This is a genomic window from Mesorhizobium subarcticum (assembly GCF_055456085.1).
This window is the reverse complement of the sequence record NZ_CM144237.1, coordinates 6,297,274-6,310,749: the sequence shown is the minus strand read 5'-3', so window position 1 is coordinate 6,310,749 and position 13,476 is coordinate 6,297,274. Positions and strand designations below refer to the sequence as shown.

Annotated in this window: 12 protein-coding genes; 7 read left to right on the top strand and 5 right to left on the bottom strand. The window is 64.0% G+C overall.

Features of this window, described 5'->3' with window-relative positions:
• Positions 1 to 63 precede the first annotated feature (63 nt).
• The gene (locus ACZYHG_RS30885; RefSeq protein WP_464611813.1) at positions 64 to 1,497 is read left to right on the top strand and encodes an NAD(P)-dependent oxidoreductase; all 1,434 of its coding nucleotides are present in this window, start codon (positions 64 to 66) and stop codon (positions 1,495 to 1,497) included.
• Between the two features lie 45 nt (positions 1,498 to 1,542).
• On the opposite strand, the gene ACZYHG_RS30880 is transcribed toward ACZYHG_RS30885, so the two are convergent.
• From ACZYHG_RS30880 to ACZYHG_RS30860, 5 genes are all read right to left on the bottom strand, one after another.
• Positions 1,543 to 3,039: an HAL/PAL/TAL family ammonia-lyase gene (locus ACZYHG_RS30880; RefSeq protein WP_464611812.1), complete on the bottom strand. Its 1,497-nt coding sequence runs from the start codon at positions 3,037 to 3,039 to the stop codon at positions 1,543 to 1,545.
• Positions 3,040 to 3,181: 142 nt separating this feature from the next.
• Positions 3,182 to 4,285 (bottom strand): alcohol dehydrogenase family protein, encoded by a 1,104-nt coding sequence (locus tag ACZYHG_RS30875; protein ID WP_464611811.1) that lies wholly within the window; start codon positions 4,283 to 4,285, stop codon positions 3,182 to 3,184.
• 8 nt (positions 4,286 to 4,293) lie between these two features.
• Entirely contained in the window at positions 4,294 to 5,673 is a 1,380-nt protein-coding gene (locus ACZYHG_RS30870; protein WP_464611810.1) for an aminotransferase, read from the bottom strand.
• 33 nt (positions 5,674 to 5,706) lie between these two features.
• Positions 5,707 to 7,200 carry an NAD-dependent succinate-semialdehyde dehydrogenase gene (locus ACZYHG_RS30865; RefSeq protein ID WP_464611809.1) on the bottom strand — a complete coding sequence of 498 codons (1,494 nt, stop codon included), beginning with the start codon at positions 7,198 to 7,200 and terminating at the stop codon, positions 5,707 to 5,709.
• 129 nt (positions 7,201 to 7,329) lie between these two features.
• Complete coding sequence (locus tag ACZYHG_RS30860) at positions 7,330 to 7,821, bottom strand: Lrp/AsnC family transcriptional regulator (RefSeq protein ID WP_464611808.1); 492 nt, start codon at positions 7,819 to 7,821, stop codon at positions 7,330 to 7,332.
• 82 nt (positions 7,822 to 7,903) lie between these two features.
• Between ACZYHG_RS30860 and ehuR the strand changes: the two genes are divergently transcribed.
• The 6 genes from ehuR (at position 7,904) to eutA (ending at position 13,475) form a co-directional block, all read left to right on the top strand.
• On the top strand, positions 7,904 to 9,289 hold the full coding sequence (gene ehuR / locus ACZYHG_RS30855; protein ID WP_464611807.1) for a MocR-like ectoine utilization transcription factor EhuR: 1,386 nt from the start codon (positions 7,904 to 7,906) through the stop codon (positions 9,287 to 9,289).
• A gap of 125 nt (positions 9,290 to 9,414) precedes the next feature.
• Complete coding sequence (gene ehuA, locus ACZYHG_RS30850) at positions 9,415 to 10,209, top strand: ectoine/hydroxyectoine ABC transporter ATP-binding protein EhuA (RefSeq protein WP_464611806.1); 795 nt, start codon at positions 9,415 to 9,417, stop codon at positions 10,207 to 10,209.
• An 86-nt stretch (positions 10,210 to 10,295) separates the two neighbouring features.
• Entirely contained in the window at positions 10,296 to 11,147 is an 852-nt protein-coding gene (gene ehuB, locus ACZYHG_RS30845; protein ID WP_464611805.1) for an ectoine/hydroxyectoine ABC transporter substrate-binding protein EhuB, read from the top strand.
• A 226-nt stretch (positions 11,148 to 11,373) separates the two neighbouring features.
• Complete coding sequence (gene ehuC / locus ACZYHG_RS30840) at positions 11,374 to 12,033, top strand: ectoine/hydroxyectoine ABC transporter permease subunit EhuC (RefSeq protein ID WP_464611804.1); 660 nt, start codon at positions 11,374 to 11,376, stop codon at positions 12,031 to 12,033.
• On the top strand, positions 12,033 to 12,692 hold the full coding sequence (gene ehuD, locus ACZYHG_RS30835; RefSeq protein WP_027033945.1) for an ectoine/hydroxyectoine ABC transporter permease subunit EhuD: 660 nt from the start codon (positions 12,033 to 12,035) through the stop codon (positions 12,690 to 12,692). Before ehuC ends, ehuD begins: the two co-directional genes overlap by 1 nt.
• A gap of 3 nt (positions 12,693 to 12,695) precedes the next feature.
• Complete coding sequence (gene eutA, locus ACZYHG_RS30830) at positions 12,696 to 13,475, top strand: ectoine utilization protein EutA (RefSeq protein WP_464611803.1); 780 nt, start codon at positions 12,696 to 12,698, stop codon at positions 13,473 to 13,475.
• The last annotated feature ends 1 nt before the right edge of the window (position 13,476 follow it).

Sequence of the window (13,476 nt, the reverse complement as noted above, 5' to 3'; positions counted from 1 at the left end):
GGATAGGTTCTGATTATTCAGGGCTGGCGCAGCAGGCCCTGCCGTTCTTGCATGGGGAAAGACGTGAACACAAGCACACTGGCCGCGGAGCCGATCGATCCGCAGAGGATCTACGCCGTGCTGATCTGCGATCTGGTCGGCCTGCGTTTTGGGCCCGACGGCAAGCCCGACCCGAGCGAAGTGCGCGCCCATATCGAAGCCAAGGGCGGTCGCTTTCACCTGTCCGCGCTTGACGACAAGGCGGGTCTCGAACGTGGCCGCGTGCATTTCTTCTACCAGCCGGACCTGAGCACCCGCGACGAGCTGATGGAGGCCGCTGGCGATGGGCGCTATGACGCCGTCATTGCCGCGGCGACCTTCCTGCCCGCCGAAACGGCCTTTCCGCTGGCCGGCGTGCGAATTGGCGCCGGGACCGGCAATATGGGCTCGCGCTCCTGGGGCGGCGGCAGCGGCGAAGGCGGCACCGCGGTGCTGATGAACACGCCGGGTATCAACAGCCGCGCCACGGCGCAGATGGTGATGAAGGCGATCCTGAAAGTGCTGCCAGACCTCCCGGTCGACTTGCTTCACCAGCGGGTGGCGGCCGGTGCCTTCGACACCGGCAGGGAGCTGCGCGATTTCCCAACCGGAAAGCTCGAAGGCAAGACGATGGCCATCATCGGCTACGGCAATATCGGCCGTGAGGTTGCCAAGCTCGCCCGCGCCTTCGGCATGCGCGTGGTGATCCATGCACGACCACGGCACCGCGACTGGGTGGAAGCCGAGGGCTTTGTCTTTGCGCCGGACCTCGTCGAAGCAGCTGATAGCGCCGATGTGCTCAGCGTCCATGTCGGCCTGGGCAAGCAGGACGGGCAGACCGGCCGCTACGCCAATGCCGGGCTCGTCGGCGCGGATGTCCTGTCCCGCATGAACAAGGGTGCAGTGCTGGTCAATTACGATCGCGGCGAACTTGTCGACGTTGCAGCACTTGGCGATGCCCTGGACACCGGGCAGGTGCGCCATGCCGCCATCGATGCCGACCTGTTCAGGGACGCCTCGACCGGCAGCCTGTCCGGGCCGATGCTGCCTTATCTCGACCTCGTCGAGCGCCATGGCGCCAGGCTCGAACTTCTGCCGCATGCCGCGGCCGATACGGACCATCCCTCGCGCGTCGCCGGCGCCAAACAGGCCGTCGACCAGCTGTTCGATGTCATCTGTCGCAAATCGGTGAGCAACGCAAAAGGCACCGTGCCGGCGGGCTATCTTTCCCTCGGTGCATCGACGCCCCCCGGCATCGGGCCGGTGACGGCGGATCATCTTTTGAAATTGACATCAGGCGAATGCTCCGAACTGGCGGATGTCTGTGACCGGCAAAGCCGGTTGTGGAAAACCCTGTCAGACACGTCGCCCACCGAGCGCGGCAGGATCGTCGCCGAGCAGGGTGAGGAACTCGTCCGGCTGATCGACCGCTTCTGCCTCCTGGCCGAGAAACTGAATCTCAGGGGACCGTACCAATAGTATCGGCCTGCCGTGGAAAACGGGTACGGGTGGAGGGGCGCTGGCTCAGTCCCTCGGTCCCGCCACCATCCGCGCCATCCGCGTCATGTCCGTGCTCATCTCGCGGTCGTCGTCGAGCGGGCTGACGAGCGCGCGCACAGCGGCAAAGGTGCGCTGCGGTCCTTCGCCCATGCTGTCGACGACGCCGCGCAGTTCCACGCCGGTGGCCGCGAAGATCAGTTCCATGGCCACGAGATAGCGCATGCGCTCGATGATCTCGGCGGTCTTGGCCACCACGCGCGGTGCCATCGACGACTGGTCCTCGATGCCATCGGAAACAGCCAGCGGGCTGAGCGACATCGGGTTGGCCAGATGCCGGATTTCGGCTTCCAGCGCGGACAACGGCTTCTGCAGTTCCGCGTAGCCCTGACGGCTGCCGCCTCTGGCCGACAGGAAACGCGGCAGGTCGGCGATAACAGGTGACATCAGCTTCATGCAGCGGTTGGCGGTGCCGACGGCGCAATGGGCAAGCGCCTGGCCAAGCTGTTCAAAGGCCAGCGTCATCGCCGTGAGATCGAAATTGCCGTTCGAAATCACCCGTTCGCTCTCAGCCAGGATCACGGGGTTGTCGCCCGAATGGGTCAGTTCGATCTCTGTGGCCAGCCGCGCCTGTTCGAAGGCATGGAGCAGCCCACCCCAGACCTGGGGTACGCAGCGATAGCTGAGTGGATCCTGCAGGCGCCGCGCCGCTCTGTCCTTCCACAGGCTGCTTCCCGCCAGTTCCGTGCGCAGCCGCGCGCCGATCTCGCGCTGGCCGAAGGCTGGTCGTGCTGCGAGCGCATCCTCGTCGATCGCGGTGAGGGACGAGCGGAACGCCTCATAGTTGAGAGCGACAGCCGCCAGCGCCCAGTCGATAAGATGGGCGACGTCTTCGAGGCACAGGCACGCCGTTCCAGTGGACAGGCTGTTGGCGACGATGATGGCGTGGCCGTCCTTTTCGCGCAGGTCGAGGGGTTCGAGCCCGGCGAGCGCCAGCGCCTCGGCGGAGGGCATGATCCTGCCCTGGAACTCCGCTTCGCCGTCGCCGCGCAGCGACCTTGCCATATGGCCGAGATGGGCAAGGTCGGCGGCGCCGATCGAACCCCAGGTGGGGATCACCGGATGGACGCCCGCATTGAGCGCCGCCACCAGGCCCATGACGACACGCTCGGAGGTGCCGGTGCCGCCGGCGGCCATGCCTGAAATACGCGCGACCATCATCGCTCGCACCGCCTCGGTCGGCAGCGCCGGTCCAATGCCCATGCTGTGGCTGAGCGGCACGCTGTGCTGGAAGGCGATCAGGTCGGCCTGCGCGAGCGGCGTGTCGACACAGGCGCCGAGGCCCGTCGTGACGCCGTACATCGGCTTGCCAAGCCCAGTCAGATGCTCGATGAGGGCGCGGCTCGCGCGGATGCGGTTCAGTGCCGCTTCACCCAGGATGAGCCGGGCATTGCGGCGCGCGATCTCAGCGACGTCAGCCACGCCGAGCGGCCTGGCGTCGAGCAGTATCATCCGGGCTGTCATGTCTCGCCTGTATCCTGTGACCAGAGGCCCGGACCAGCGGCGGGCGTCACTGTTTGTGGCGGCTTGCCGGCTGGACTGCAAGCCATTCCCATTGGGGCAGAGGGAGAGGGCAGGCGGAGGCGAGGATGCCAGATTTCTGAACTTATGCAGACCGCTCCGCGACAGCGTCGGGCACCACCACGAGCTTGCCGACAAAATCCTTGGCGACGAAATCGGACTGCGCTTGGTGGAAATCGGATAGCCTGTAGACGCCTCCCACCAGCGGCCGGATCTTTTTCGCCTCGATATATCCGACGATGCGGCGAAAATCGGCGCGCGTCCCTTGGCTCGAGCCATGCAGTTGAAGTTGCTTGAGATACATGGTCCTGAGATCGAGCTGGACAACCGGGCCGGCGATCGCACCGGCGGTGGTGTAGCGCCCCTCCGGCCTCAGGATTCGCAACAGATCGTTGAAGATCGCGCCGCCAACGAGATCAGCAACGACGTCGATTGGCTGGCCACCGGTGGCCTCGTGCACCGCTTGCGGCAGGTCGGTGACACCACGGGTAATGACCGCCTCGGCGCCGATGTCGAGCACGGCTTGCTCCTTGCCCTTGCCGACAACGGCATAGGGAATGGCGCCGCGCGCCCGCGCCAGCTGTACGATGCCCGAGCCGACACCGCCCGAGGCGCCGGTGACGAGCACGCGTTCGCCGGTCTTCACACCTGCGCGCTCCAGCATCTGTTCGCCGGTGAGGTAGGCGCAGCAGAAGGTGGCGAGTTCGACATCGCTCATGCCGGTCTTGACGACATGCGCATTCTCCGCCGGCACCGTTTGGTACTCCGCATAACCGCCGTCGCGGCCATGGCCCATATAATCGATGTCGGCGAGTGAATTGTCGTCGCGGTTGTAGATCGAGAAATCGACCATCACCCGTTCACCGACCCGATCCGGCGAAACGCCTTCGCCGACGGCAACGATGCGGCCCACAGTGTCGGTGCCCTGGATGCGCGGGAAAACGAGCGTGTTGCCTTGCCGCCGCCAGGTGGACACGGCGGCAGCGTCCTCTTCCGTGCCATAGGCGCCCTGGCGCACCCAGACATCGGTGTTGTTCATGCCGCAAGCGGTGACCTTGACCAGCACTTCGCCAGGCGCAGGCGCGGGCACTTTCACGTCGGTGCAGTAGACGAGTTTTTCCGGTCCGCCGTGCCCGGTGAGCAGCACGGCGGCCATGGTGGCGGGGAGGGTCTTGGTCATCGCATTCATGGTCGATCTCAGAGATTGGCAAATACGCTCTTCACCGCGTCCGCCGTCTTCGAAACGACGATGTCGGCTTCCTCACGCGTCAGGCAGAGCGGCGGCGCAAAGCCAAGGATATCGCCCTGCGGCATGGCGCGGCCGATGACGCCGCTGGCGGCCAGCGCAGTCGCCACTTGCGGTCCGATCTTCTGCGAAGCGTCGAAGAACACCCGGTCATCCCGATCGGCGACGAACTCGACCGCAGCCAGCATGCCGTCGCCACGCACATCGCCAACGTTTTTATGGCCGCCGACCGCCTTGGCCAGTTCGGCACGGAAATAGGCGCCGGTATCGCGGGCGTTGGTCACAAGGTCCATCTCGTCGATCAGTTCGAGATTGGCGACGCCGGCGGCAACGCAGATCGGATGCGCCGAATAGGTCCAACCATGGCCGAGCGAACCGAGCTTGTCGGAACCTTCAACCAGCACCTGCCACATCTTGTCGGCGACGATCACGCCCGACAGCGGCGCGTAGGCCGAGGTCAGCCCCTTGGCGATGGTGATCAGGTCCGGCTTGAGGCCGTAATGGTCGGAGCCGAACATGGTGCCCAGCCGGCCGAAGCCCGTCACCACCTCGTCGGCGACCAGCAGCACGTCATACTTCTTCAATACGGCCTGGATCTTTTCCCAATAGCCGGCCGGTGGCGGCACGATCCCACCGGTGCCGAGGATCGGTTCACCGATGAAGGCGGCGACTGTTTCAGGCCCTTCGGCCAGGATCATCTCCTCGAGCTTGTCGGCGCAATGCTGCGAGAACTGCTCCTCACTCATCGAGCGATCGGCGCGGCGGAAGTAATAGGGCGCCTCGGTGTGCAGGACCGGCGCACGCGGCAGGTCGAAGGCGTTGTGAAACAGGTCGAGCCCGGTCAGCGATCCCGTCATCACGCCCGAGCCGTGATAGCCGCGCCAGCGCGAGATGATCTTCTTCTTCTCCGGCCGTCCCAGCACATTGTTGTAATACCAGATCAGCTTGATGTTGGTTTCGTTGGCGTCAGAGCCGGAGAGGCCGAAATAGACCCTCGACATGCCCTTCGGCGCGCGGTCGATGATCATCTTGGCAAGCGTGATCGAGGCCTCGGTGCCATGCCCGACATAGGCGTGGTAGTAGGCAAGGTTCTTCGCCTGGGTCGCGATGGCATCAGCAATTTTCTGGCGGCCATAGCCGACATTGACGCAATAGAGGCCGGCAAAGGCATCGATGCTCTTCTTGCCATTGTTGTCCCAGACGGTGACGCCTTCACCGCCAGCCATGATGCGCGTCGGGCTCTCGCCTCGCGCGTGCGTACCCATATGGGTCGAGGGATGGAAGAAGTGGTCGCGATCCCAGGCGGCGAGTTCGTTGGACTGGTCGAGCATTCTTTTTACTCCTTGAGATGTGGCCGGACGGACTTACGCGACGTCCAGACAGAGATACTTCAGATCGGTGAAGGCTTCGAGCCCGTGGCGCGAGCCTTCGCGGCCGATGCCGGATTGCTTGACGCCGCCAAAGGGGATCGGCGCGCCGGTGATCTTGACGCGGTTGATGGCTACCATCCCATAGTCGAGCGCGCGGCCCATGCGCTGCTGGCGCGCGCCGTTCTCGGTCACGACATAGGCGACGAGGCCATATTCGGTGGCGTTGGCGCGGGCGATCACTTCATCCTCGCTGTCGAACGGGGTCACGGCGGCGACCGGGCCAAACGTCTCCTCGCGCATGATCAACGCCTCGTCAGTGACGTCGGCGAGCAGCGTCGGCTGGTAGAAAAGCGACCCGGCCTGATGACGCCTGCCACCGGCGAGGCAGCGCGCGCCATGCGCGATGGCATCGGCGACCTGTTCTTCGACTTTCGTCACGGCGCGCTCATGCATCAGCGGCCCGATGTCGATTTCCTGGGCAAGGCCGTTGCCGGTTCGAAGCGCTTCGATGCGCTTGGCGAAGGCAGCGCAGAAGCGCTCGTAGAGCGGGCGCTGGACATAGATGCGGTTGGCGGCGAGGCAGTCCTGGCCCGATGTGGCGAATTTGGCATCGATGGCGATGCTCACCGCTCTGTCGATATCGGCATCGGCAAAGACGATCAGCGGCGCGTGGCCGCCAAGCTCCATCAACAGCCGCTTCATCGTTGGCGCACTCTGGGCTGCGATCAGCCTGCCGATCTCGGTCGAGCCGGTGAAACTCATGGCACGGACGCGTGCGTCCTCGCATATACGACCGACGATGGTCGCGGCCTTGCCGGTGATGACATTGAAGACACCGGCCGGGATGCCGGCGCGCTCCCCAAGTTCCGCCAGCGCCAGCGCCGACAGCGGCGTCTCGGAGGACGGATGCGCAACAATGGTGCAGCCGGCTGCAAGCGCGGCGGCCGCTTTGCGGGTCAGCATCGCCGATGGGAAATTCCACGGCGTGACGACACCGACGACACCGAGCGGTTCACGCCGCACCATCATTTCCGCATGCGGCAGATGGCTGGTGACGCTCTCCGCGTTGAGGCGCTTGGCTTCCTCCGCATACCATTCGACAAAGGACGCTGCATAATCGATCTCGCCCAGCGACTCCTGCAGGGGCTTGCCCTGTTCCAGCGTCATCAGCAGAGCGAGATCGTCTTTTGCGGCGATAATCAGCTCGAACCATTTTCGCAGGATTTTAAAGCGCTCCTGCGGCAACAGCGACCGCCAAGCCGGAAAGGCGCGGGCAGCGGCATCGATTGCCTTGGTCGTTTGCTGCGCATCGAGCGCCGCGACGAAAGCAACAGTGCTGCCGGTGGCCGGATCGGTGACCTCAAAACTTTCCGCCGCCTCGCTTGCCGTCCAATGGCCATCGACATAGGCGAGTTCGCGCAGCAGCCGACGGTCGGCGAGGCGGTCGAGCGCCTCATGGCGATGCGAGCGGGCGAAATGCGCGGACATGGTCGAGGCCTCCCGGTTCGGACTATGCGGGAAGACTATCCGTGTCGCGCAGACAGAGAGGCTGTTTGGATGCCCTGACGTAGAGAGATTCTCTCTATTGCGCCGCGCTGGCAGACAATCTCTCCGGGCTCAGGCCGACGCCGGCAGCAGGTCGGCGATCGGCAGCGCGATCTCTTCCTTGACTGTCTTGGTGACGATGTAGGTGAAGTAGCGGTCGATGCCGATCTCGCGGTCGAGCAGGCCGTCGACCAGTCGCTGATAGGCGTCGATGTCGCGCGCCATGACCTTCAGCACATAGTCGACGCCACCGCCCACCGACCAGCAGGCGACGATTTCGGGGATGTCACGGATGACGCGCTCGAAGCGGTCGAAATCGGCCTGCCGATGGCTGGCCAGCGTCACTTCCATCAGTACGGTGGCAATAGGCGCCACGACGCGCATGGCGATCCTGGCATGATAGCCCGAGATAATGCCGGCCTTCTCCAGCTTGCGCAGCCGCATCCAGCACGGTGTCGGCGACAGCCCCACCTGTTCGGCCAGCGCCAGCTTGGTGATGCGCCCGTCGCGCTGGATGGCGTCGAGGATTTTCAGGTCGATCGGGTCGAGTTTCGCAGCAGTCATCGGTATCCACTTTTCATCCAGAGTACCATGATTACCCAATATTTCGATTGTCAATTGCACTGATTTCGATCTCTAATAAGTCATGACATTGTGGCAACCCGATCCTGCGCTCATCCGGCGGCCAGCCTATCAATCGCTTGCCGACCAGTTCGCGCGCGCCATCCATGATGGCCGCCTTGCCAATGGCGCACGGCTGCCGACGCATCGCCGGCTGGCCGACGATCTCAAGCTCTCTGTGCAGACGGTCAGCCGCGCCTATGAGGAACTGATCCGGCGTGGCCTGATTTCAGGCGAGATCGGCCGCGGCAGCTTTGTCCAGACGCAGCGCCGCGAACCGGAGCCGCCCTATCTGCCGGAACGCCTCGGCGAGGTCATCGACCTCTCGATCCTGAAACCGGTGTGCGAGCCGATGCATCTGGAGCGGCTCAAGCAGGCGTTGGGCTGGCTGGCCGAAAACCTGCCGTCGAGTTCGGCGCTGTCCTTCCGGCCCAACATGGTGTTCCCGCGCCACCGCGCGGTCGCCGTCGAATGGCTGAAACTATGCGGGCTCGATGTCTCCGCGCAGAACATCAGCCTGACCAACGGCGCTACCGCCGGCATGACGGTGGCGCTGATGAGCGTGGCGCCGCCGGGCTCCACCGTTGCCACCGAGGCGATCGGCCACCACACGCTGGTGCCGCTCGCCCGCTATCTCGGCTTCAATCTCGAAGGCCTGCCGATCGATGACAACGGCCTGATCCCGGAGGCGTTGGACGAAGCCTGCCGGCTTTCCGACATTCGCGCCGTCTTCGTGCAGCCATCGGTGATCAACCCCACGGCGACGCTGATGGACGCGAGGCGGCGCGAAGAAATCGCGGCGGTCGCGCGCAAGCACGACATCGCCATCATCGAGAATGACGTGCTGGGTCCGCTGGTCGAGGACCGGCCGGCGCCGGTCGCCGCCTTTGCGCCGGAACGTACGCTCTACGTCACCTCCTTCACCAAGATCACCGTGCCCGGCCTGCGCATCGGCTACCTCGCCGCGCCCGATCGCTATGTCGCCGCCGTCGCCAACCGGCACCTGGTTTCGAACTGGATGGCAACGCCGCTGGTGGCCGAGATAGCCACCAAATGGGTGACCGACGGCACCGCGATAGAACTCGTTCGTTGGCAGCGCGCCGCACTGCGGCGGCGGCAGGATATCGCCGCCGAGGTACTGGCCGGGATCGATTATCGCGCTCGGCGCGACGGACTGCATGTCTGGCTGCAACTGCCCGATGACCGAGCCGAGGAAAGCTTCGTCGCCCAAGCCCGGCTGCAGGGCGTGGCGATCGCGCCTGGCACCTCCTTCCGCATTTCCGACGCGCCCTGGCATCCGGCCGTGCGCATCTCGCTGGGCTCGACCACCGAGGGGGAACTGCGCGCCGGTCTCGGCGTTGTCACCAAGCTCTTGCTTGGCGATCCGGAGCATCTGCTGCTCGCCATCTAGGCCGACGATGATTCGAAAATGTGCGCAATCAGAAAAATTGTCATGATATTATTTTCTCAATTGACATGATTTGCCGCGTTCCGCATCGTTAAGGGCACAGGCTTCTCCAGCACGGGGAAATTCATTTGTCCGCAACCGCCGCGCCCATCATCAAGATCGACGGCATCTCGAAAAGCTTCGGCAGCTTCAAGGTGCTCGACGGCCTGTCGATGCAGGTCATGCCGCGCGAAAAGCTGGCGCTGATCGGCCCGTCCGGTTCGGGCAAGACGACGATCCTGCGCATCCTGATGACGCTGGAGCGGATTGATGGCGGCCACATCCAGATCGAGGGCGAGCAACTCTACCACATGGAACGCAATGGCCAGCTGTTGCCGGCCGACGAGCGCCATCTGGCCCGGATGCGCCAGAAGATCGGCATGGTCTTCCAGCTGTTCAACCTGTTTCCGCACAAGAGCGTCATCGACAATGTGACGCTGGCGCCGATGCTGACCAAGGGCACGCCGCGCGCTGCCGCCGAGAAGCGAGCGATGGAACTGCTCGAGATGGTCGGCATGGCCGACAAGGCAAAGGCGATGCCGGCGCAGCTATCGGGCGGCCAGAAGCAGCGCGTGGCGATCGCCCGCGCGCTCGCTCTGCAACCGAAGATCATGCTGTTCGACGAGGTGACGTCCGCGCTCGACCCAGAACTGGTAGAGGAGGTGCTCAACGTCCTGTGGCGGCTCTGCGCCGAGACCGACATGACCATGCTGCTTGTCACCCACGAGATGGGGTTTGCCCACGATTTCGCCGACCGAGTGCTGTTCTTCGATCGCGGCAGGATCGTCGAAGAAGGCAAGCCCGACGAGATTTTCCGAAATCCCAAGCAGGAGCGCACGCAAGGCTTCCTGAAGAAGATCATCGCGGCCGGGCATCGCGTCTGACCGCCGTGGAAAAGGGTGGCGGACAGCCGCCCTTCAACAACACCGGAATCAACAAAACCAAGACAAGAAACAAGGAGTTGGGAACAATGAAGAAACCTGGCATTCTGGCTGGCGTCGCCGGCCTTGCATTGACGGCGGTGCTCGCAACCTCGAGCGTAGGTTCGGCTGCCGACAAAAAACTCGAACAGCTAAAGACCCAAGGGTTCGCCCGCGTCGCGATCGCCAACGAGCCTCCCTATACGGCGGTCGCAGCAGACGGCAAGGTGTCAGGCGCCGCGCCCGATGTGGCGCGCGAGATCTTCAAACGGCTCGGTGTCGCCGATATCGTCGCCTCGATTTCGGAGTATGGCGCGATGATCCCCGGCCTGAAGGCCGGTCGTTTCGACGTCGTCACCGCCGGCCTGTTCATGAAGCCGGAGCGTTGCGCCGCTGTCGCCTATTCCGAGCCCGTGCTGTGCGACGCCGAGGCGATGCTGGTGAAGAAGGGCAATCCGAAGGGCTTCAAGAGCTATGAGGATGTCGCCAAGGACACATCAGCAACGATCGGTGCGCCGGGCGGCGGCACCGAGGAGAAGCTGGCGCTCAATGCCGGTGTGCCGCGCGAACGCGTCATCGTCGTGCCGGATGGCCAGAGCGGCCTGAAGATGGTGCAGGATGGCCGCATCGATGCTTATTCGCTGCCGGTTCTGTCGATCAACGACCTGATGAAGAAGGCCGCCGATCCGAACCTCGAAGTCATAGCCCCGGTGCAGGGCGCGCCGGTTTATTGCGACGGCGCCGCCTTCAAGAAGGGCGACGAAGCGCTGCGTGACGCCTTCGACGTCGAACTCGCCAAGATGAAGAAATCCGGCGAGTTCGCCAAGATCATCGAGCCCTACGGCTTCTCGGCGGCGGCCGCGATGTCGACGACACGCGACAAGCTATGCTCGGCGAAGTAGCGCCCCTTTCTTCCTTCTCCCCGTTCACGGGGAGAAGGTGCCCTGAAGGGCCGGATAAGGGGCAGCGCCAGCATTTCAAGGTTCGCGCTGCCCCTCATCTGCCTGCCGGCTTTCGTCGCTCGAAAAGCCAAGCAATTGGCTTTTCGCCCGCTACGCGGACCGCTCCTCAACTCCCCGTAAACGGGGAGAAGGATTCTAAAACCAAACGTTGGAAACCTCGAATTTCATGACCCAGTGGTCCGGCTATCTCGGCCTGATATTGCAGGGAGCGCTTGTCACCATCGAGCTGACGCTGATGGGGTCGGTGCTTGCCCTGATCATGGCCTTTCTTGCCGGCATGGGGCGGCTGTCGCGCTTCTTTGCGCTGAGGGCACTCGCCACCGCCTATATCGAATTCTTTCGCGGCACATCGATCTTCGTGCAACTGTTCTTTGCCTATTTCGTGTTGCCGCTGATTGGCCTTGAGCTGACCCCGCTGCAAGCCGGCGTGCTGGCGCTGGGCCTCAATGTCGGCGCCTATGCCGCCGAAGTGGTGCGCGGCGCTGTGCAATCGATCGGCCGCGAACAGCATGAGGCCTGCATCGCGCTCAATCTCGGCCGCTGGCAAGGCATGCGCCATGTCATCCTGCCGCAGGCGTTCCTGGTGATGCTGCCGACCTTCGGCAACAACGCCATCGAACTGCTCAAGGCCACATCGGTCGTCTCGCTGATCTCACTCGCCGACCTCACTTTCCAGGCGCAGGTGGTGCGCGCCCAGACCGGCAACACCATGGTGCCGTTCACCACCATCCTGATCATCTATTTCATCCTGGCGCTGCTCATCTCATGGGGCGTGCGCTCGCTGGAACGCCGCATGGCGCGTGGCCTTGATGGGGTGCGCGTCTGATGGAGTGGGATTGGGATTTCGTATGGCAGATCATGCCGACGCTGATCCAGGGGGTGAAGATCACCATACTGGCGACGCTGCTCGGCTCGGTGCTGGCGGCGATCGTTGGGCTGGGCATCGCGCTGGCGCGCCGCTCGCCCAACAAGGCCTTGTCACGCACTGTCGGTTGGGCGGCCGAATTCATCCGCGGCACACCGCTTCTGGTGCAGCTCTATTTCATCTTCTACGTGCTGCCCGACATCGGCATTCTTCTGCCGCCGCTGGTCGCCGGCGTGATCGGGCTTGGACTGCATTACGGTACCTACACGGCGGAAGTCTACCGCGCCGGCATCGACAATGTGCCGCGTGGCCAGTGGGAGGCCGCCAAGGCGTGCAATCTCAGCGCCCGGCAGACCTGGACGCACATCATCATTCCGCAGGCCATCCCGCCGATGATCCCGGCGCTGGCCAACTATTTCATCGCCATGTTCAAGGAGACGCCGCTGCTGTCGGCGATCACCGTGCTGGAGCTGATGAACCAGGCGAAAAGCGTCGCCAACACTTACTATCGCTATATCGAGCCGATCACGCTGGTCGGCGCCTTCTTCCTCGTCATCAGTCTCTGTTCGGTCGTGCTGTTGCGCTGGCTGGAACGCCGCTACGGCAAGATCGAGAGGTAGTTCGTGAAACCTTTGCCCGAGATCAAGGTCCACCCAAGTCGGCCCGCGCTCGATGATCGCCCGCTGGAGCGGCGCGTCGGCCTGATCATCCTGGCCACGGATCACACCAGCGAGCCGGACTTTCGCCGCATGGTGGCAAGCGAGCGCATCGGCGTCTATGTCGCGCGCATTCCCTATGCCAACCCGACAACGCCGGAGAACCTCCGCAAGATGCAGCCGGCGCTGACGGCGGGCGCTGCCCTGATCCTGCCCGACGAGAAGCTCGATGCCATCTGCTACTCCTGCACCTCGGCCTCGGTGGTGATCGGCGATGCCGAGATCGAGACGGCGATCCAGGCCGCCAAACCCGGCATTCCCGTGGTCACGCCGCCGATGGCCGGCGTCCGTGGGCTGAAGGCGCTGGGGGCGAAAAAGATCAGCATCCTCACGCCCTACACGGTCGAGACCTCCAGGCCGATGGCGGCCTATTTCGCAGCACGTGGCTTCGAGATCGCCAGCTTCACTTGTCTGGGTTTCGAGGACGACCGCGAGATGGCGCGCATCGCCCCGGCGGCGCTTGTCGATCTCGCGCGCCAGGCGACCGATGCGAGCGCCGAGGCGCTGTTCGTGTCCTGCACGGCGCTGCGAAGTGCGCTGGCGGTCAGCGGTATGGAACAGGCGATCGGTCGCCCGGTCGTGACCAGCAATCACGCGACCGCGTGGAATTGCTTGCGGCTTTGCGGCGATGAGACAGTTCATCCGGAATTCGGCCGGCTGATGACGCTGCCTCTGGCGCGCGATTGAC